20 protein-coding genes are annotated in these 21,424 nt (G+C 27.9%); 10 read left to right on the top strand and 10 right to left on the bottom strand.

Annotation, left to right across the window (positions count from 1 at the left end):
- Positions 1-51 precede the first annotated feature (51 nt).
- On the bottom strand, positions 52-1,083 hold the full coding sequence (locus KQ44_RS10180; protein ID WP_096737304.1) for an alpha/beta hydrolase: 1,032 nt from the start codon (positions 1,081-1,083) through the stop codon (positions 52-54).
- A 150-nt stretch (positions 1,084-1,233) separates the two neighbouring features.
- Between KQ44_RS10180 and KQ44_RS10175 the strand changes: the two genes are divergently transcribed.
- The 3 genes from KQ44_RS10175 (at position 1,234) to KQ44_RS10165 (ending at position 4,140) form a co-directional block, all read left to right on the top strand.
- The gene (locus KQ44_RS10175; protein ID WP_096737303.1) at positions 1,234-2,124 is read left to right on the top strand and encodes a LysR family transcriptional regulator; all 891 of its coding nucleotides are present in this window, start codon (positions 1,234-1,236) and stop codon (positions 2,122-2,124) included.
- A 118-nt stretch (positions 2,125-2,242) separates the two neighbouring features.
- Entirely contained in the window at positions 2,243-3,496 is a 1,254-nt protein-coding gene (locus KQ44_RS10170; RefSeq protein ID WP_096737302.1) for an AAA family ATPase, read from the top strand.
- Positions 3,493-4,140 carry a hypothetical protein gene (locus tag KQ44_RS10165; protein ID WP_096737301.1) on the top strand — a complete coding sequence of 216 codons (648 nt, stop codon included), beginning with the start codon at positions 3,493-3,495 and terminating at the stop codon, positions 4,138-4,140. Before KQ44_RS10170 ends, KQ44_RS10165 begins: the two co-directional genes overlap by 4 nt.
- Before the next feature lie 77 nt (positions 4,141-4,217).
- Here the strand turns inward: KQ44_RS10165 and KQ44_RS10160 are convergent, their stop codons facing one another.
- Both KQ44_RS10160 and KQ44_RS10155 read right to left on the bottom strand, forming a co-directional pair.
- Positions 4,218-5,312 (bottom strand): alpha/beta hydrolase, encoded by a 1,095-nt coding sequence (locus KQ44_RS10160; protein WP_096737300.1) that lies wholly within the window; start codon positions 5,310-5,312, stop codon positions 4,218-4,220.
- Positions 5,313-5,339: 27 nt separating this feature from the next.
- On the bottom strand, positions 5,340-5,927 hold the full coding sequence (locus tag KQ44_RS10155) for a DapH/DapD/GlmU-related protein (protein WP_096737299.1): 588 nt from the start codon (positions 5,925-5,927) through the stop codon (positions 5,340-5,342).
- A gap of 226 nt (positions 5,928-6,153) precedes the next feature.
- Between KQ44_RS10155 and KQ44_RS10150 the strand changes: the two genes are divergently transcribed.
- Both KQ44_RS10150 and KQ44_RS10145 read left to right on the top strand, forming a co-directional pair.
- Positions 6,154-7,509 (top strand): PhoH family protein, encoded by a 1,356-nt coding sequence (locus KQ44_RS10150; protein ID WP_096737298.1) that lies wholly within the window; start codon positions 6,154-6,156, stop codon positions 7,507-7,509.
- Between the two features lie 669 nt (positions 7,510-8,178).
- Positions 8,179-8,925: a DUF3108 domain-containing protein gene (locus KQ44_RS10145; RefSeq protein WP_096737297.1), complete on the top strand. Its 747-nt coding sequence runs from the start codon at positions 8,179-8,181 to the stop codon at positions 8,923-8,925.
- Between the two features lie 123 nt (positions 8,926-9,048).
- Here KQ44_RS10145 and KQ44_RS10140 read toward each other — a convergent pair whose 3' ends face one another.
- The 5 genes from KQ44_RS10140 to xth form a co-directional block, all read right to left on the bottom strand.
- Positions 9,049-9,258, bottom strand: a complete 210-nt coding sequence (locus KQ44_RS10140) for a DUF1858 domain-containing protein (protein ID WP_096737296.1) — start codon at positions 9,256-9,258, stop codon at positions 9,049-9,051.
- A gap of 53 nt (positions 9,259-9,311) precedes the next feature.
- The gene (locus KQ44_RS10135; RefSeq protein WP_096737295.1) at positions 9,312-11,438 is read right to left on the bottom strand and encodes a tetratricopeptide repeat protein; all 2,127 of its coding nucleotides are present in this window, start codon (positions 11,436-11,438) and stop codon (positions 9,312-9,314) included.
- Positions 11,439-11,440: 2 nt separating this feature from the next.
- Positions 11,441-11,761 carry a YggT family protein gene (locus KQ44_RS10130; protein ID WP_096737294.1) on the bottom strand — a complete coding sequence of 107 codons (321 nt, stop codon included), beginning with the start codon at positions 11,759-11,761 and terminating at the stop codon, positions 11,441-11,443.
- 17 nt (positions 11,762-11,778) lie between these two features.
- Positions 11,779-12,111, bottom strand: coding sequence for an STAS domain-containing protein (locus tag KQ44_RS10125; RefSeq protein WP_096737293.1), 333 nt, complete (start codon positions 12,109-12,111; stop codon positions 11,779-11,781).
- A 78-nt stretch (positions 12,112-12,189) separates the two neighbouring features.
- Positions 12,190-12,963: an exodeoxyribonuclease III gene (gene xth / locus KQ44_RS10120; protein ID WP_096737292.1), complete on the bottom strand. Its 774-nt coding sequence runs from the start codon at positions 12,961-12,963 to the stop codon at positions 12,190-12,192.
- 185 nt (positions 12,964-13,148) lie between these two features.
- Between xth and KQ44_RS10115 the strand changes: the two genes are divergently transcribed.
- Positions 13,149-14,033: an MBL fold metallo-hydrolase gene (locus KQ44_RS10115; RefSeq protein ID WP_096737291.1), complete on the top strand. Its 885-nt coding sequence runs from the start codon at positions 13,149-13,151 to the stop codon at positions 14,031-14,033.
- 95 nt (positions 14,034-14,128) lie between these two features.
- On the opposite strand, the gene KQ44_RS10110 is transcribed toward KQ44_RS10115, so the two are convergent.
- Entirely contained in the window at positions 14,129-15,967 is a 1,839-nt protein-coding gene (locus tag KQ44_RS10110; protein WP_096737290.1) for a methyl-accepting chemotaxis protein, read from the bottom strand.
- A 352-nt stretch (positions 15,968-16,319) separates the two neighbouring features.
- Between KQ44_RS10110 and metG the strand changes: the two genes are divergently transcribed.
- The 3 genes from metG (at position 16,320) to KQ44_RS10095 (ending at position 19,736) form a co-directional block, all read left to right on the top strand.
- Positions 16,320-18,275, top strand: coding sequence for a methionine--tRNA ligase (gene metG / locus KQ44_RS10105; protein WP_096737289.1), 1,956 nt, complete (start codon positions 16,320-16,322; stop codon positions 18,273-18,275).
- An 18-nt stretch (positions 18,276-18,293) separates the two neighbouring features.
- On the top strand, positions 18,294-19,058 hold the full coding sequence (locus KQ44_RS10100; RefSeq protein WP_096737288.1) for an FtsQ-type POTRA domain-containing protein: 765 nt from the start codon (positions 18,294-18,296) through the stop codon (positions 19,056-19,058).
- Between the two features lie 291 nt (positions 19,059-19,349).
- Positions 19,350-19,736, top strand: coding sequence for a hypothetical protein (locus KQ44_RS10095; RefSeq protein WP_096737287.1), 387 nt, complete (start codon positions 19,350-19,352; stop codon positions 19,734-19,736).
- 60 nt (positions 19,737-19,796) lie between these two features.
- Here the strand turns inward: KQ44_RS10095 and KQ44_RS10090 are convergent, their stop codons facing one another.
- Entirely contained in the window at positions 19,797-20,654 is an 858-nt protein-coding gene (locus KQ44_RS10090; protein ID WP_096737286.1) for an aldo/keto reductase, read from the bottom strand.
- Positions 20,655-20,742: 88 nt separating this feature from the next.
- Between KQ44_RS10090 and KQ44_RS10085 the strand changes: the two genes are divergently transcribed.
- On the top strand, positions 20,743-21,357 hold the full coding sequence (locus KQ44_RS10085) for a GDSL-type esterase/lipase family protein (RefSeq protein ID WP_096737285.1): 615 nt from the start codon (positions 20,743-20,745) through the stop codon (positions 21,355-21,357).
- Positions 21,358-21,424 lie beyond the last annotated feature (67 nt).

Genomic DNA, 21,424 nt, shown 5'->3' with positions numbered 1-21,424 from the left:
AATGGGGCTTTTTTATATTTCAAAGCCCTATTAATAATTTTAGTGTTTTTTTTAATTATTTTTATTTGTTAAATTAGTATTAAAAAATTCTTCTAATTTATCAAAAGGTATTAAATCTGTTCTGTCATAGAGATCAACATGATTAGCATTAGGTATTATGATTAACTCTTTTGGTTCTTTAGCTTTTTTATATGCATCTTCACTGAAATATCTTGAATGAGCTTTTTCACCAGCTATAAAAAGTATGGGTCTTGGAGATATAATGTCAATATTTTCCAAAGGATAATAATTCATTAAGCTAATACTGCTTATAACAGACATAGCAGTTGTGGCACGAGGATGAAAACCTCTCTTTGTACGATAATAACTGTAGAACTCTTTTACTATATCTGGGGCGTTTTCATCTATATTTTCAGGAGTACCTATTTGAAATTGTTTTTCTCCGCCCTGATATTCATTCCATCTTTGCATAGAAGTAGCTTCAATCATTTTTTTTCTTTCTTCATCAGTTAAAGAATCATACATTCCGTTTCGTGCTACTCTTCCCATATCATACATACTTGCTGTAGCTATTGCTTTTATTCTGCTGTCAATTTTAGCTGCACTTAAAACAAAACTTCCGCTTCCACATATTCCTATAGCTCCTATTTTATTTCTATCAACATAGCTTAATGTACCTATAAAATCTACCGCCGCACTGAAATCTTCTGCAAATGCCTCAGGAGAAGCTGTATAATGAGGAGAGCCTCCACTTTCTCCGTTGTATGATGCATCAAATGCTATAGTAATGAATCCTCTCTCTGCCATAGCCTGAGCATATACTCCAGCAGCCTGTTCTTTTACTGCTCCATATGGACCTCCTATAACTAATGCCTTATATTTTTGATTGGTATTAATATTTACAGGTGTGTATAAGTCGGCTGCTATATTTATACCTAGTCTGTTATAGAATGATACTTTTTTTACATTTACTTTATCGCTCTTTTTGAAAGTTTTATCCCATTGTAATGTATTATTCTGTGCCATGATGCTTCCTATAGGAAAAAGCATATATGCTGAAAATAATAAAATATTTTTAAACATTATAATATCCTCCTTTTTTAATTATTTATAGAATATAATAAATAATTAACTATAGCAAATATTTATTATTTATAAATATATATACTTTTTAGGTATTGATTAAAAATGAATAATTTTGTATTATTATAAAAATAAAGGAGATTTAAATATATGGAAGTAAGAGCTTTAAAATACTTTTTAACTGCAGTAAGAGAAGGAAATATCACAAAGGCAGCAAAATACCTTAATTTAACGCAGCCTAATTTATCGCGTCAGATAAACATGCTTGAAAGAGATATAGGGCATAAATTATTTGAAAGAAAGCATAATAATATAGAGCTTACACCTGAAGGCATTTTGCTAAAAAAAAGAGCAGAAGAAATATTAAATATGATAGATAAAACAAGGGCTGAGTTTAACTTTGATGATAAGATTATAGCAGGCGACATATTTATAGGTGCTGGGGAAACTTGGGCTATGGCATTGCTTGCCTCTATTATGCGGAACATGCAAAAAGACTACCCGCATATAAGATATAATATTTACAGTGGTAACTCTGAAGATATTACAGAGAAGCTTGATAAAGGATTATTGGATTTTGGAGTATTGATAGACCCTGCTGATTTATCAAAGTATGATTATTTAAAAATGCCGGCCAAAGATACTTGGGGGCTTATTATGAGAAGAGACTCAAAGCTGGCACAAAAAAAGTATATCGTAAAAAAGGATATTCTTAATATTCCTCTAATAGTATCAAGACAGACTATTCAAGATGAGATGAAAAACAATGATTTTTTAAGATGGTTAGGAGTAAGTTTCAGCAGTTTGAATATAACAGCTACTTATAATCTTATTTACAACGCCTTGATTATGGTACGCGAGGGTATGGGTTATGCTTTTGCTTTGGACAGGCTTATAGATAATATACATAATGAAGATATATGTTTTTTGCCTTTAAAACCTAAATTGGAATCGGGGCTTAATGTTGTTTGGAAGAAAAATCAGGAGTTTTCAAGAGCTTCAAAAATATTTTTGGAAAGAATGAATAAAAGTTTTTTATAATAGAATTTATAATTAAAAAATAGTAGACTTAATTTATATACATGATAAAATTTATCATATATAAATATTTTTTATTCCAAATTATATAATAATTTTTTATAGTAAAGTGAGAAAACAAATGCTTGTAAGTTTTAGTGCCAAGAACTATAAATCATTTTATGATGAAGTTACTCTTGATATGCGTATAGAAGTTAATGACAGCAACAGAGAAGAAGTAGAAAATAATCCCTTTGTATATAAAATAAATGATGATTATATATCAAAGCTATGCATACTATACGGACATAACGGAAGCGGAAAATCCAATTTGCTTGATGCAATTAAATATTTATTTCATATAAATTCTTATCAAGATGATGATATTAATCAGCATTATAAGAAGTTATTTATACAAAATATGATTTACGGTAAAGATGAAGATATAACATTTTCTTTGGAATTTTATTATAATAATAATTTATATCATTATGAAATAGTACATAACATCGATATAAAATATGAATTATTGAAAGAAAATAATGATATAATTTTTGAAAGAAAAGAGAATTCTATTATTAATGGTATAAATCTTTTAAGAAATAAAGAAGGCATACCAAATAATATTACAGTTATAACATATCTAAATAGTGTAAATAGCTATAAATCAATAATAGAAAATTATAGAATAGCATTTATAACTAATTTTATATTCCCATTACTAAATGCAAATGAAAATTATACTGACAGTTTATTTTTTCAACTTGATAAAGTTTATTATGCTTTGGATATATCAAACTCTTGGAATATATATAAAAAACTTATTTTACTTGCTGATGTAGGAATAGATGATATAAAAGTAATTGAAAATAGAAATTATCTTGAAACTACTAATATTGTAGAAAATCTTATTAATAGATCTAATAAAAAAAAGTTAATTTCAATTCATAATAACTATATAGATGAATTTAGAAAAATAGAATCTTATGGAACAAAAAATTATGCTAATAATCTATTTGATATATTAGGATGTGTAAAAAGTGGTAAATTATCTATAATTGATGAATTTCAAGGTGTGCAGTCTGAACTTTTAGAGCTTGTTATAAGTTTATTTCAAAAAAATATGTTTGAAGATTTAGATAATCCTACAGCTCAGTTAATATTATCAACTCATGATACAAATTTAATGTGCCTTAAAAATACATTGTTAAATCATTATTGGTTTCTAAACAAAGAAGATAATAAAAGCGAATTATACTGTGCTTCTGATTTTGAAGATTTAAAAAGAGAAGATTTAGAAAAAGAATATAAAAGAAACAGCCTAAAAGCAAAATACAACTCCAGATTATTTGAAGTTCCTTCAAAGTTTTTTATTGATGGGGATATAAATAAATGAGGAAGAAACAAACACTAAATACTTTAAATAATAAAAAATATTATTTGTACTGTTTTTCACCCGGGGAAACCGAATTTGAATATTTCAAAAAATATATAAATGAAAAACTTAATTATAAAATTAAATATCATGGTAATGCTCAAACACATCAATTAAGTTCAAATATTAAAGATGATGAACAAAAAAATAAAGAAATAAATAGAATAGTAGATTTTATAACAAATAGAACTTCCACTATGAACGAATATGGTTTAGGAAAAATAATTGTGTTTATAACTGACTGTGATAATGCTAAACTCAACCATATAGAAGATTTAAGAAAAAAATTTAATAAGTGTTTGCAATTATACAATAATATTAATTCTAGTATATTCATACTTAATTATCAGGCATTGGAAAGCTGGCTTGAATATTATTATGATAAAACAACAGATAAACAAATAATTAGAGATGATGTATTTAAACATTGGGATAAAGTATTTCAAAACAATCATGATAAGGCTGTAAATAAATATTTAAAAGAACATAATCAAAAAGTGCCTTCATCAATAGATAATTATTCAGATATACATACTAAAAGCTATTCAGATTTTCCTTATGCTTTTAAATATTTGGAAGAGCTTGAAATTGATAAAAATAGTTAACTTTTAAAGATATATAACAAAAACTCCCAAGCAAATTAATACCTGAGAGTTTTCCTTAATTAATGATTAACTGTATATTATTTTAGATTGTCATTAAAAAACTGTGTTATTTTCTCAAAAGGTATTTTTGACATATCATCATATAATGAAACATGGTCTGCATCTTCTATTATTACTAATTCTTTATTATTGCCAGATATTTCACTGTAAACATCTTCAGAATAATATCTTGAATGAGCTCTGTCGCCTGCTATTAAAAGTACAGGAGTAGTATCCAAATCCCTAAGATTATCCATCAAATTAAAGTTCCAGAAAGAAAAAGGCATAGTAGCAGTCCAAGAAGTAACAAAGTTTATAGCACGAGGGTGATAAGCTCTTTTTGCATAATAGTTGTAAAAGGCAGCAAATACTGGGTCGGCATTCTCTGGAAGCTCTTCAGGTACAACCATAGCAGAAGCCTGTATATTATTATTTGCATCAAAAGTAGGCTCATGATTACCCAAAGCATAATTTCCATTTTCAGCATCTTTCCAACGCTGCTCGCTTAAATATTCTCTTATTTTTCTTCTTTGCTCTTTTGTATAATAATCTTGATGTCCTTTGCTCATATCTCTTGACATATCATACATTGAAGCAGTTGCTACAGCTTTAATTCTAGTATCCGTACCAGCAGCAGTTATAGCCATACCAGAAAGCCCGCATATACCTATTGCTCCAATACGGTTTCTATCTACATAATCAAGCAAACCTAAATAATCTACAGCAGCACTGTAATCTTCTGTAAATATATCTGGGGAAGCATTGTTTCTAACTTCTCCGCCGCTTTCACCTGTAAAAGATGGGTCAAAAGCTAATGCTACAAAACCGTTACTAGCCATTTCCTGAGCATATAAACCTGATGCCTGCTCCTTAACTGCTCCAAATGGTCCTGATACCACTAAAGCAGGATTTTTTTTATTGCTGTAGTCTTGAGGCAAATATAAATGTCCTGCTATCTCTATGCCGTAACGGTTTTTGAATCTTACTTCTTTCATTTCAATATTTGTGTAAACTGTAAATACTCTGCTGTCCATATTATTTTCTCCTTTGTTTTGATTATTTTGTGTACTGTTATTATTACAAGAAATTATAAATGATAGTAATAATAATATTGATGATATTGTTTTTTTCATGTTATCTCCTTAAATTAAATTTTTTAATTAATTTGCTATTTTTAGTTTATTTATTTCTTTTATAACTTTGGCTGGCATTCCTCCTACTATCACATTTGAAGGCACATCTTTATTAACCAAAGCTCCTGCTGCTATTATAGAATTATCACCTATAGTTACTCCAGAAAGTATATGTACTCCTGAACCTATCCATACATTATTTCCAATTACTACTTTTTTTGGGTAAGTTATACTTCTGTATTCTACTTCTATTCCATGATTGAGTGTTGAAATAGTGGCATTCATTCCTATAAATACATTATCTCCTATAACAATGCCGCCTCTATCCTGAAATGAACATCCGCAGTTGAAAAATACATTCTTTCCTATCTTTATATTCTTTCCAAAGTCAGTATAAAATGGAGGAAAGCATGTGAAACTTTTATCTATTTTTTCGCCTGTAAGCTCTTCAAATAATTCTCTTACTTCATCTGTATTATGATATTTATTATTAATTTCCATAGTTATTTTTATTGCACTCTGAGAGCATTCATATAAAAGCGGTGATAACTCTTCATCTTCGCTTGATATTGGATTGCCTTCTTTGCAGTATTTAATAAACTCTTCCATATTCATTTTAGTTATTCCTTATGTTTTTTATTTATTTGTATTTTACACAAAAATCAAATTATATCAAATAATTATGTGTTATATATTATAATACCTAAAAAGTATAATACTAGTGCGTATATTTAATAGGCTTTTATATTAAAATTAAGTTGCTTTTTTTATTTTTATGTATCATACTATAAGTAGGCGGTATTATATATGCTGACAATACAAACTGAAAGGATTTGCGATAATGATAGAAAATTTTATACCTAATAAAAAAGTATTCGTATTTGATACTAATGTAATACTTCATGATTTTAAGTCAATATTTTCTTTTGAAGAGACAAATATAGTTATACCTATTACAGTACTTGAAGAAGTTGATAAGTTCAAAAAGGGAAGCGATACAATCAATTTTAATGCTAGAGAGTTTATAAGGGAGCTTGATGTAATAGTAGAGAAAAATGAAGAACTTCAGGGAACTAAAGATATTTTTAAAAAAGGTGCTTTGCTTGATAATAAAAGTAAAGTATTTATAGATGTTAATAATGAAGAGAGAGATGATTTTAAAAAAATATTTTCAAACAGTATTCCAGATCATAAAATATTATCATGTGCTTATAATATAAAATGCGAGAATCAGAGAGTAATTCTCATAACTAAAGATATTAATATGAGAATGAAAGCCAGAAGTTTGGGTATAGACACGCAAGACTATAATACTGACAAGATAGAAAAATTATCATCATTATTTACAGGTATAGAAAGCATATCTGGAGATAATGCTAAAATCTATATAAAAGAACTTAATGAAAACAAAGAGATAGCTGTAAAAGGAGAGCATCCTGTTTATCCTAATACATATTTCTGCTACAGAGTAAAAGAAGATGATGAGGCAGTAATAGGTAAATATAAAGATGATACAAAAACAATAGTTCATGTTGATACCAATATAGATGCATACGGAATAAAACCTAGAAATGAAGAGCAGGCTATGGCTTTGGATGTTTTACTTGATAATGATATACCTTTAGTTACAATAATGGGCAAAGCTGGTACTGGTAAAACACTTCTAGCACTTGCAGCCGCTTTGGCAAAGAGAAGAGAGTACAGACAGATACTTTTAGCACGTCCTGTAGTAGCACTTTCTAATAAAGATTTGGGTTTTCTCCCTGGTGATATTAACAGCAAATTAGACCCTTATATGCAGCCTTTATTTGATAATCTTTCTGTTATACAGCATATACATTCTGATGACAGCGATGAAAGTAAAAACATAAAAAAAATGCTTGAAAATGAAAAGATAGTAATCTCACCTTTGGCATACATAAGAGGAAGAAGTTTGAACAAAATATATTTTATAGTAGATGAAGCTCAGAACCTAACACCTCATGAAATAAAAACTATAATTACAAGAGCAGGGGAGGGTACAAAAATAGTGTTTACAGGAGATATTCATCAGATAGACACTCCGTATTTGGACGAAAGAAACAATGGTCTTACTTATTTGATAGACCGTACAAAGGCAGAAGTATTAAGCGGTACTGTAACACTTGAAAAAGGCGAGCGTTCAAAACTTGCAGAGCTTGCTGCTAATGTTTTATAAATTACAAAATAACTTTTAATTATAATATATTTAACGCACGCAAAATGCATTATTTAGTATAAGAAAGTTTATATTACAAACAAAAACTATACTTTTAATTTCATTCATACGTGCGTTGTATAACATTATAAATTTAAAAAACGCTTGGGTGGGCAGTTATAATGACAGTAAAAGCCAACAAAAAAAAACTATACAGAAATAACAGATAGTATTGAAGAATTTAGAGGGTGGGGCTGAAAATAGATTAAAAAATTTATTTAAATTCCCGCCCTTTTAGATTTAAAAGCTTTATTTTTTATATAGACTTTAATTAAATCTATGATACCATATTTTTTCAATTACGCCCGCCCAAAACGTTATTTAAATTTGAACTTTCTTTCACGCACGGAGCATGAAGTTTTTATATATAATATTGATTAGAATTAATAATTAGTTTATATATAAGAATCGATTGAACGTGCGTTGAAGAAAGAAATATTAACATTGGGTGGGTGCTGATAAATTGAACTTTTAAATCTAAATAAAGTTTGTTAATATCAAAATAAATTAATAAATCTTAAAGTATATGGAGTAAAGAGAAAGTTAAAACTTGACAAATTATAATTGTTTAGGTATATATTATATATAATAAATATGATAATTTTATCATTATAAAGGAGATTGTATTTTATGAAAAAATATGTTTTTATAATTACTCTTTTAATTTCAAATATTATATTTGGATACAATCAAACATTTAAAGTAGGCGAATATATAAAATATGATGTTTTGGCACAAGTTCCAGAGTTTAATATAAGTGGTAAAGTAGGAACACTTGAAGCTAAAGTTCTAGCTATAAGCAATGTAAACGGAATACCAGCCTATCATCTGTATGCCCATGTTTATACTACAGGAGCAGCTAATTGGGTTTATAAAGTAAGCGACGTATTTGAGGCTTGGGTTTCTACAAATAATTTTAGTCCTTTAGTTCTTAAAAAAGATACTTCTGAAGGCGAATGGATAAATAATGAAACTTTAACTTTTTACAAAAATTATTATCTCTTTAATGATAAAAGAACAACTGATGAAAAGATAGAGTTCAGCGGAATGGCATATGATGCTTTATCTTTGGTATTTTTCATGCGTTTTGTTGATAAGAATATAGGAACATTTAAAGTTAATTGGCTTGAAGGAAAGAATATAAAAAGAGATATAAGATTTACTATAGAAAATGGTGAAGATTTAAAAACTAAACTTCAAAGGGATAAACTTGCTACTGTAAGAGTTTATGAAAAAGATAAATACGGAACAGACGCCTTGATCTCTAAAGACAAATATAATCAGGTGCCTCTCGATGTAATCATAGCCGAGCAGAAAGTTTACGGACTTACAATAAGAGTAAGAGGAATAATAAGAGAATACAAAGACGGAAAATAATAGACTTGTAAAAAATAAGTATTAATAATTTTAGAAATAAGTATAATACTTTATAAAATAAAAGACAGCGTATAAAAATATATGCTGTCTTTTTTAAGAGTTATATAAAGCTAAAAAACAAAATTATTTGCTTGCTTCATATTTAGTATTAATTTCTTTAACTAAAGCTTCAATGATGGAATCATTCATTCCATGTCCGCGGCAGCCTTCTTCCAAAGTTTCCCAGCTTGCTACATGACAGCCAACGCAATGAAGTCCATAATTCATCATTATTTCTACAGAATCTGGAAAGATTTGTATTATTTCACCTATACTCATAGTTTTGTTTATCATAATGGTTACCTCTTATTTATTTTATATTATAATATATATAAATGATTTTTTTGTCAAAGTGTAAAAGTTAAAATAGGATAGAAGTCATTAAACTTTTTTATGTATTTCCTTAAATATGACATGTTTAATTCCCCAGTTACCATTATAGCATTTTTTTCCATTTTTTCCATTCTTTTAACATCAAGTTTTCTTCCTAGTTTCTTATATATTCTTTTTAGAGTCATTATTATATATAGATTATTTGCATGAGATTCTATAGTGTCAAATAATGATAATGCTGTAACTAAATCAAAGCCTTTTATATTATTTAAAGCAAAATATGAATAAAGTAATGCTATATGATCATGCGAATCTTTACCCTTACTCATAGCCGTTTTATTAACTATATCAAAAGCTATATGTTCATTTTTTTCAACCCCTATTCCTTTATAGTAGCAATGAGCAGTAAGTCCTTTAGCACATGAACATTTTGAATTGTTTATATCAGAAAGTTCACATGCTTTATAGTACATTTCAAACGCCTTATTAGGATTTTTTTCTATTCCTCGTCCTAGTTCATATCCTTTTCCTATAATAGTTAAAGAACATTCCAAAGTATTATCTATATTAAAAGACATATCAGCCATAGATATAGCAAGTTCTGGATATGGTATTATAATATCACCGTAAAATAATTCCTTGGCATACATAAAATATGATAAAGCATCATTTAATCCTATGGCTTTTTTTAACATATCTATTCCGTCATTATTATATTTATTAGGCATATTATAAAGCATTATCTTTGCTATTGAACGGTATATAGTAGCTTTATCTAATTTACTGTTTAAGCATCTTTGAAGATTATTTAATATAAGCTCATAATCATTTGAGCCTATCATCTGAAGAGAATGTGCATATATAAATCTTATATAATACACCTCTTCATCGTCTTCATAAATATATTGAAAAAGCTCTTCGCATAATTCAGCCGTTTTCTCGTAATTTTTAAGCTCATAATTGGAGAATATCATTATATAGTATGTTGAGTATTTGTATTCACTTTTATCAATATGATATAGATATTTTAAAGCCTCTCTATAATCATCATCGCTTTGAGCATAATTATGATAAAGCTCTGCTATTTTTTCATAAATCCAAGCCTCATCATTTTCATTTAGTATTTTTTTAAATTCAGCTATAGCTTTTTTTATCTCCCCCTGATATGCATACAAATTAGCCCTGTAATATCTGTACTGCATGCTGTTTATTCCAAGCACATTTATAACTTTATCAAGCAAATAAAAAACTTCTTTAAGGTCTTTTCCTTCTTCCTGACTGTCTGGATAGAACTTATCTTCATTTTCTATAATAAGATCATGAAGTGCCTGAATTTTACCAAGAAGAGCATTTAATCTGTATTTATTATTATATTTTAGAAGTTCATTATAATTTTCTATTGCTTTTCTGTAATTGCCTTTATTAAAATACCATTCACCTCTTTCATATATGGCATTAAAGTTTAGGCTATTAAGTTCTATTGCTCTGTCAAAAAAGAATACAGCATCATCATAAAACTCTGACTTTATGCCGTTTTTGGCTAGTATAATTCCTTTAAGAAAATAAGCGTCATCATAAAAAGGAAAATCATAAATAAGTTTATTAGCTTCAATGTCTGCTTTTGGAAGTATATTAAGATTGTAGTAGCAAAGACCTCTTTCAAACCTTGCTATTCTGTTGTCTTCAGCATTTTTGATAAAATCATCATAATAACCTATAGCCTGATGAAAGTCAGCTTCATTTTCTCCGTTATTAAGATAGCTACTTGCAAGTATTAATAGAGCATCATATGCTGTATTATCTTTATCAAAAAGTATTTGAGCATACTCTCTTTCTTTGTCTATGTTTTTTAAATCTCTATTTAAATACATAAGACCTCTGTATGCATCTGCTATATTAGGATCAATGTCTATAGATTTATTTAAGTCATATTCTATTGAAGAATATATTAATGCCCTTCTAGCATCATATTTACTATTGTCAAACTCTTCCTGCTGAAGTTCTATAAAAGAATATTTGCCTCTCATATAAAATGCTTTGGCATTATCAGGTTCTTTAGATATAAGAATGTCAAGCTCTTCTATAGCTTTTTTATAATCTCCGTCATCAATGTACTTACTTATATCATCTAATGAACTCATAACTATATCCTAACAGCAAGATTTAGCAAGAATTGAAATATTATTTTTAATATTATAGGAGCTGCCATTTGAAGAACTAAAAGAAATATTAAAGGAGATAAATCAAGTACTCCTACAATAAGTCTTCTTCCGCCAAAAATTTTATCTATAACGCCGTCTGTTATCTTATAAAAAAAGTTTACTATAGGATTATAATAGTCTAAATGCATAGCTCCAAAAGCCTGAAGCCAGCTTAATATAATCCATACAAACCATATAAAAGAATACAGTCTCAAAGCCTGCATACATACTACATATATAAATCTTATAATTTCTACTAGCATAAACTTCCTATAAAAAATTATTTAATATTATTAAGTGCCTCGTCTACATTATTGGCAGTATTTACTATAGTTAAAAATTTAGTAGCCTCAAATAATGCTTTTAATTTGTTACTTAAAGAACAGAAATAAACAGTACCTCCATTTTCACCTGATACCCTTAAAGCAGAAGCTATGAGTCCTAATGCAGAAGAACACATATATTCTATATTATGAAAATCAAATATAAAGTTTAAAGCTCCTGCATTTTTAGCATAATTTAATTTTTCCTCCAGTATATCAACATTTTCAGAGATAATATTTTTTTCTATATTGATTATGGCTGTTTTATCCTCAATGATTGTACGAACCATGATAACTCCTTTAAATAAAAAAGTAAAAAGCAAACTGACTTAATATTATTATAAAAAGTCAAAAAATCAAGCAGTTTTTTATTTATCCCATTCTATAAGTATAGGGCAGTGATCACTTCCCATAACATCAGTTAATATATCAGCTCTTTTTATATTCTGAGCTATTTCATTATTAACAAAGAAATAATCTATTCTCCAGCCCACATTTTTTTCTCTTGATCTAGTTTTCATATCCCACCAGCTGTAATGTCCGCCTTCTTTTACAAACATTCTGAAAGTATCAGTAAATCCTTTATTTAAAAACTCTGTTATTTTTTCTCGCTCTTCTGGTAAGAAACCTATACTCTTTTCATTTTCTTTAGGTCTTGCCAAATCTATAGCTTCATGTGCTATATTCATATCGCCGCATAATATAACATTAGTTTTGCTTTTTAATTTAGTTAAATGTTTTGTAATCTCATCATAAAAAGAAAGTTTATAATTGAAATGTTCTTCAGATTTTCCGCCGTTTGGAAAATATACATTAAATATAGTAAAATCATCAAACTCTAATGATAATATTCTTCCTTCATTGTCTGAGAACTTAGTTCCTAATTTATTTTTAATAACTTTATTAGGTTTTAATTTTGTGTATATAGCAACTCCGCTGTATCCTTTTTTTACTTCAGGGTCAGCAGGATTGATAAAAAGTTGATATCCTTCTATATTTCTTAAATCTTCAGGCAGCTGTTCTTCAAAAGCCTTAGTTTCCTGAAGGCATATTATATCAGGATTCTCTTTTTTTATAAAATCAACCAAGCCTTTTTTATATGCAGCCCGTATGCCGTTTACATTCCAAGATATTATTTTCATTAATTAATCAGCCTTTTTTATTATAGTTATATATGGTATTTATTATAAACTCTATATAATAATAATACAACTATATAAAAATTATCTAAAATTAAAAAATATGTTAAATAAATAGTAAGCAGATTGATTTTTTTTTATTATTGTATTATGATATAAACGTATAAAAAATAATTTAAGGCTAAATTGTGAAAGTAAGGTTTCTTGGAAGCAGAGGTTCTATACCGACCCCCGGTAATAGTTTCAGTGAATATGGCGGTAATACATCATGCCTTCAGGTTATTGATTATGACGGCAATTATATAATATTAGATGCTGGAAGCGGACTTAAAAATGCCAGCTATTATGCATTAAAATCTGATAAAACTGAAAGTATTATACTATTAACTCATTTCCATTGGGATCATATTATAGGAATACCTTTCTTCGCACCTTTTTTCTCAAATAAATACAGCTTTACAATATACGGTCCTAAAGATTCTTCTACAGAGATGTATGATACTATCAATAATATACTTGCAAAAGATTATTTTCCAGTAAACTTGGAGCAGTTTGCAGCCAACTTAAAGTTTGAAGCTTTTTACGAAGGAAAGAAAATTACTTTCGGAAATATGACTATAGAAAGTATGTGGGTTAATCACCCTTGTCATACACTTTCATATAAGATAACATCAGGAAATAAAACAGTAGTATATCTCACAGACCATGAGCCATATAAAAAACGTCTTCATGCACAGCACCCTTCGCTTTCGCATTACAATCATAATGCCGATTTGCTGCATGCCAGATTAATAGATTTTGTACGCGGAGCTAATGTTCTTATTATAGAGGGTGAATACACAAAAAGCGAATATTATAATGGGCATGTAGGCTGGGGGCATTCTACTTTGAATGATGCTATACAGGTTGGACTGGATGCTAATGTTCCTTATGTTATACTTCATCATCATAATCAGGAAAGAACTGATGCACAGATAGACCTTATATATAATAAACTTCTTGCTTTCTTAAAAAAAGAAGAAATAGATATTAAGCTTGCCTTTGCCAAAGAGGGGTCTTATATTAATATATAACAATTATAAAATTATATATTAATATAAAAACAATGGACTATAATAAATAATGCCCATTGTTTTTAAATGCCTATTATATATTTTATAAAATAAACTTAAAATTTAAAAAACAGTATGCATTTCTCTAGTTTTTTAGCTCTGCTTAGTAAATTCTTTGAAATGCTGCTTGATTCATTAGCTAAAACGGCATTTTGTGTAGTTAGACTTTCCATACTATTTATAGCTGTGCTTATTTGATTTACTCCAGATTGCTGTTCTAATGCAGTAGAGGCTATATTTTCCATTAAATATGAAGTATCCTTTACTTTATGCTGAAGTTCTGAAAACAGTTCCTGAGATTTTCTTGCAGTTTGTGTGGCATTATTTATTCTTTTGGCTGTATTATCTATAAGATTTGCTATATCTTTAACTGATGACTGAGTAGTTTGTGCTAAGTTTCTAACCTCACTTGCCACAACAGCAAATCCTTTACCCTGTTCCCCAGCACGTGCTGCTTCTACAGAGGCATTAAGGGCAAGTATATTTGTTTGAAAAGCTATATCTTCTATCATTTTAGTTATATCTTTTATTTTTTCGCTTGACTGATAAACCTCTTCTATATTTGAAGATGTTTGCATTATAATATTGGCGGCCTCTCCTATATAGTTTATTGATTCATTCATAATATCCTTTCCGCTTACAGCATTTTCAGTTGATGACTGTATAGTTGATACTATTTCTTCTATACTTGCAGCAGTTTCTTCCAAACTAGAGGCTTGTGATTCTGTTCTTAGTGATAACTCCCCGCTGCTTTCCATCATATTTTCTGAGGAATGTATAATTTCTTTTGCCGCTTCATTTACCTCATTTATAACTTCAGAAAGTTTTTTGCTCATTATATTGAATGCTGATTCAAGTTTTCCGAATTCATCTTTTCTCTCTTTTTTGGTATTCTTTGAATTATTTATTTCTATATGTCCTTCAGATATTTTTTGTGCCTGCTTCATTAGGCTGTCTAATGGAGACATAGTTTTCTTTATGTAAGAGAGTGCAAAAGTATTAATACATATTATAGAAATTATACATACTAATAAGGCTATTTTTAGCATATTGATATTTTCTTTGTATATAATATCATTATCCATAGCCATAGTTAAAGTCCAAGGCAGTTCTTCCATTTTGGTATACACTGCTGTTCTTGATTTATTATTTAATTTATAATTTATTACACCTTTTTGTTTATTATCATTTTTTATGAGGTCAAAATATGATCCTGCTTTTTCATTTATATAATCATATGTATCGGCTACTATAATTCCGTCATCATCTAATGCAAATAATCTTCCAGTATCATCAAGTTTTAATTTTTTTAAGCTGTTTATAACCTCTTCCCAATTAATTATCATATAAATAGAGCCTATCAATTTATTATTAGCATCTCTTACACCTGCTATCAATGCTAATGACAATTTACCATCTGAACTTGATTTTATTATTTTTGTTCCGTATGCTGCATCATATACGCTTTGTACAAAATTATCCCATATACCAGGTCTTAAATCCTGTATATTATTTCCTATTTCAACTTTCTTGGCATTGTCTAATATTGTACCATTTGTATCTGTTACTCCTATATTCAAAGAAAATTTATTAATTGATTCAAAATGCTCCAATGTTTTTGCCAACTGATGATCTTCGTTTATATTTCCAGATAAGTAGCTTATTATAGCTGGCGTTATGGCATAAGTTTTTATTAGTGTCTTATTTTCTGAAAACCAAGAGTCAAGCATAGACTTGTATCCTTCTAATGTGTTTTCAAAACCAGAAAAAGTAGATTTACTTACTGTATTAAATGATTTATATGACAGTATTGTAATAGTGATGATTAAAAATATAGTAGTTATTATACTTATCATAAGCGGCATCTTAAATCTTATAGAATGTCTCCTCTTCATAAAAATTATTGCTCCTTCAAAATAAAAATTATGTAATGTGTAAACTAATATATTTTTTCATGTTTCCTATTGTTAAAATAAAAACTATATTAATCGATATTTTGTAATATTAATACGTATTTTATATTCTATAAGATATGTGCTAATGTAATAAAATATTCCTGTTTGTTTACAAAAAATTTATATATGGTATGTTTTGTAAATATGTATCAATATTTTTTATGTATTGTAAAATATAATTTTAAAATAAAAGAATAATAATAAAATATCATATTAATTTTTTAGCTTTACAAAAACCATTAATTTTAGTATAATTGATTTGTTTTTATAACTTAAAAGTGGAGGCATACAGATGACAGATAAAAAGTTTTATATTACAACTCCGATATACTATCCTTCAGATTATTTGCATATTGGTCATTGCTATTGCACTATAGCAGCAGATACTATGGCTAGATACAAAAAAATAATGGGGTATGATGTTTATTTTTTAACAGGTACAGATGAGCATGGTGAGAAAATTGCAAGAAAAGCTGAAGCAGCAGGCACTACTCCTAAGGCTTATGTTGATAATATTGTTAATGCCACCAAAGAGTTATGGAAAAGACTTCATATTAATTACAGTCATTATATAAGAACTACTGATGACTATCATGAAAGAAGAGTACAGAAGATATTTAAAATACTTTTTGATAAAGGATATATTTATAAGGGTGCTTATAAAGGGCTTTATTGTGTAAGCGATGAGGCATTTTTTACAGAAAGTCAGGTAGTAAAAAAAGATGATGGTAAGTTTTATTGTCCAGATTGCGAAAAAGAACTAGAGTATAAAGAAGAAGAATGCTACTATCTTAAACTTTCAGAATACGGACAATGGTTAATAGATTATTATAAGGATCACCCTGAGTTTTTAGAGCCTAAAGAAAGACAAAATGAAATGCTTAAAAACTTTCTTTTACCTGGTCTTGAAGATTTGGCAGTAAGCCGTAAGGGATTGCAATGGGGAATACCTTGTCCTGTTGACAGCGAGCATAGTATATATGTATGGATTGATGCTTTAGCTAATTATATTACTGCTTTAGGATATCCAGAAGAGGAACAAGATGAATTATATAAAAAATACTGGCCTTGTGATGTACATTTTGTAGGTAAGGAGATAGTGCGTTTCCATGCTATTATATGGCCTATAATGCTTAAAATGCTCGATATACCTCTTCCTAAAAAAGTATTCGGTCATGGCTGGGTGCTTTTTGATGACGGAAAGAAAATGAGTAAAAGCAGGGGAAATGTTGTTGATCCTAATACTTTGATAGATAAATACGGTGTTGATGCTTTAAGATATTTTTTGATGAGAGAGATTAATTTCGGTTCTGACGGATACTATTCTCAGGAGCTTTTCTTAAAGAGAATAAACAGCGATTTGGCTAATGATTATGGTAACTTATGGCATAGAATAACTACTATGCTTGGAAAATATTTTAATGGTGTGCTTCCAGATGAGGCTGAAAGTGTATTTGGAGATAAAGAAAAAGAACTTAAAAAAATGGTTCTTACACTTGATGCCAATGTGGAGTCTGCATTAGATAGTTTTAAATTTCATGAGGCATTATCATATATTTGGGAGGTTATAAGAATGACCAACAAATATGTAGAAGAGAGTGCTCCTTGGAATTTGGCTAAAGATGAAACTAAAAAAGATCATTTAGCTAATGTAATGTATATATCTTTCCAAGTATACTATATAGTAACAGCTTATTTACAGATATTCTTTGTAGAAACTCCGAAAAAAGTGTTTAACAGATTAGGTTTAGGAGATAGTGTTCCTTTGGAAAGTGCTAAAAAATGGGGTTCTTTAAAAGCTGGGATAAAAATAGAAAAGGGAGAACCTTTATTTAATAGATACGACATAGAAAAAGAAATAGGTATAAACATGGAAGAAAATAAAAAACAGGTTAATCCTCCTAAAGAAGATAAACATAAGGCAAATATAGAAAAAGAAGATTTTGAAAAACTTGAACTTCTCACAGCCAAAATATTAGTTGCAGAAAAGGTAGAAAATGCTGATAAACTTTTAAAATTTGTTCTTGATATTGGTGAAGGTGAGCAGAGGGTAGTTGTATCTTCTATAGCAGAGTATTATAAGCCTGAAGAGATGGTGGGTAAAACAGTTCTTTATTTGGCAAATTTAAAGCCTAAAAAGTTTAGAGGTGTTACTTCTCATGGTATGCTTCTTTTGGCTGATAATGGAGAGACTCTTTCTCTTATGAAGACAGAAAAAGATTTCGGCTCAGGATGTTCAGTTAATTAATTATAAGCTAATATTATAATGAAAGATATTAAAGAAAGCAGACTTAAAAGAAAGTTAAAAAAAAATAAGCTTACCGATAAGCAGAAAGCTTTAATAAAAAGATTAATAGCTATTTTTGTACTTATCATTATAATATTAGTTTTTGTTTTTATTATCAATAAGGCTAGAATTCTTCGCGTGGAGATAAGAGGCTTAAAAAGATTAAATGCTATGGATATAATGGAAGAGGCTGAATTATCAAAATACAATAATACAAGTCTATTCAATATACCAAAAAATGATATAACTTCTGATATAGAAAAAAATGTAAGACTTAAAGTAGAAAATATAAAATCCTCATTTCCAGACTTGCTTATTATTAATGTAGATGAAAGAGACACATTATTTTTACTTGAATCAAGCAGAGGAATATATGAGATAACAGATGACGGATATATTATAAAAAACGGTAATATTTATAATTATGATGTGCCTTATATTACTGGTTTAAGTATTAATCAAAACAGCGATAAAGTAGAAGATGAGTATACCAAGTATTTAGCCTCTGTAATTTATGAGCTTAAAAAAAATCATAATGAAATATACAATTTAATATCCGAAATTAACGCTTATGGAGATGATCTTATAGTTTATCCTAGGGGCTATCAGGTACAGGTGATATTAGAAAAGTATGTAAAAGCCGAAAAGTTTGTTGATTTGGCTGCTGTATTAAAGACTGTACAGTATCAGGGCAATCAGACAAAAAGAATTGATTTCAGATTTAAAGAAGCAATCATTAATTAATAAATGATAATTTTATTGATTAATGATTTATTAATAAAATTGTGTTATATGTGTTATAAAATAGCATTAATATGATTTTTTTTAAATAAAATTCATTTTTTCATAGAATAAACCATTCTAATATTTAAAAAAATTATTAAATTTGTCATGTCAATCAAAAAAATTTTTATACTATTGTATTTTATTTGATTGTATTAAATAAAATACAATAGTATGTATTTATAATATTTTTTTAATATGGTATTTACAATTTTTAATAATATGTTATATTTATAGTGTTTAGGAGAATATATGATATTAGATATTAATTTTACCGATAAAAATGAGAAAGAATATGCTGATATTTTTATTAGTTTTTTAGAAAATAACACTTTAGATGATTATTCAATGTCTATTTTATATAAAATAAGAAATCAATATGGTATAACAAGTGAAAGGGCATATGAAATTGAAAATATTATAAGGGAAGCGTTTGATAGTGAAGAGAATGTTAATTTTAGTTCTGAAAGTGAAGAGGATTATTATAATTTTTTAATGAGCTTTATAGAAAACGGAAATATATCACATAAATATAGAAATATTATTGATAAAAAGAGAATAAAAAACTCTATATCATATTCTAGGGCTAAAGAACTGGAAGTATTTGCTATTAAGTATCATAAAGTTAAAGATATTTAATAACAAAAGAGCTATAGATAATAAAAACTATAGCTCTTTTGTTTTTATATCAAAAATATTTTAGAAATTTACTTTATCTGGATGATGTCCTGAGCCTCCAAAATAAGGCATGTTGTTTATTTTTTTCATATCTTCATCGCTTATCATAAAATCAAATATTTCGGTATTTTCTTTTATGCGTGATGGAGTTATAGATTTAGGCAAAGGTAGAGTATTATTTTGAAGACACCATCTTATACAAAGCTGAGCTGCTGATTTATTATATTTGTTAGCTATTTCTTTTAATGTATTATTATCAAGCATTTTTCCAGTACCCAAAGGACTCCAAGCTTCTATTAATATGTTATTATCATTGCAGTATTTGAAAGTTTCTTCCTGTATAAATCCGACATGAAACTCTATCTGATCAACCATAGGCTTAATTTCTGTTTCCATTAATGATTTTAGATGATGAGGCATGAAGTTAGATACACCTATAGATTTTATTTTACCTGCTTTATAAAGTTCGCTCATAGCCATCCAAGTTTCCAAATTAATATTATCCCAATCTTTAAATTGATTTACAGAAGCAGGCCAGTGAATAAGATATAAGTCTAAATAATCAAGTTCCAAGTCATTAAGAGTTTTTTCAAATGCTTTTAATGTTGTTTTATATCCTCTTTCTTTATTCCATACTTTGCTTGTTATAAAAAGTTCATCTCTATTAACTCCGCTTTCTTTGATAGCTTTTCCAATACTTTTTTCATTTCCATAAATTGCTGCTGTATCAATATGCTTGTATCCTAATTTTATTGCTTCTTTTACAGCATTTACAGCAGTTTCTCCGTCTGGTGTCTGCCAAGTACCAAATCCTATGCATGGAATTTTATATCCATTGCTTAATGTGAATGTGTCTTTTAGGCTTTTAAAATTGCTCATTATATATTCTCCGTAATAATTTTTTATTTAAATATTTATATTATTATTATATAATAAAATATTATACAAATTTTAGGAAAATAATGCTATGAAAAAAATAGTTTGTTTGGGCGATAGTACTACTTACGGATATATGGTGCCAAGAGATAAAGTGTGGACTGAAATATTAAATGATAAATTTAGTAATGATAATAGATATAATAATAAAGACTTTACTTTTATAAATAAAGGAATTAATGGGGATATGATTTCTGGGATGCTTGCTCGTTTTGATAGAGACTGTATAAATGAGAATGCTGATACGGTCATTTTGATGGGAGGTGTGAATGATATATTTACATGCAAACATATAAAAAAAATAGAAAATAATTTAATAGGCATAGTAAATAAATCTTTAGAAAATAATATTGATATAATAGTATTTACTCCAATTGCTTTTATTAAGGAGGCATTTAATTTTTTTGAATCAAATAATATAGAAGAGTTTGATAATATTCTAAAAGAGTATGTGAATTTTATAAATAATTATACAAAAACAAATAACATAAAAAGCATAGATGTTTATAATATATTTACTGATAAAATATTAAAAGAAAATAATTATTATGATATATTTTTTGACGGAGTTCATTTAAACGAAAACGGACATAATGTATTTGCTTCTGAAATTTATAAAGAATTAAAAAATATTTATGATTTATAATAATATATTTGTTTTAAAAGTACCTTACAAAATTATATATAAAAATTTCGTAAGTTATCAATTATAA

The organism is Brachyspira sp. G79 (assembly GCF_002379365.1).
GTDB lineage: Bacteria > Spirochaetota > Brachyspiria > Brachyspirales > Brachyspiraceae > Brachyspira.
The sequence above is the reverse complement of the archived record's forward strand: the minus strand, read 5'-3'. Positions and strand labels throughout refer to the sequence as shown.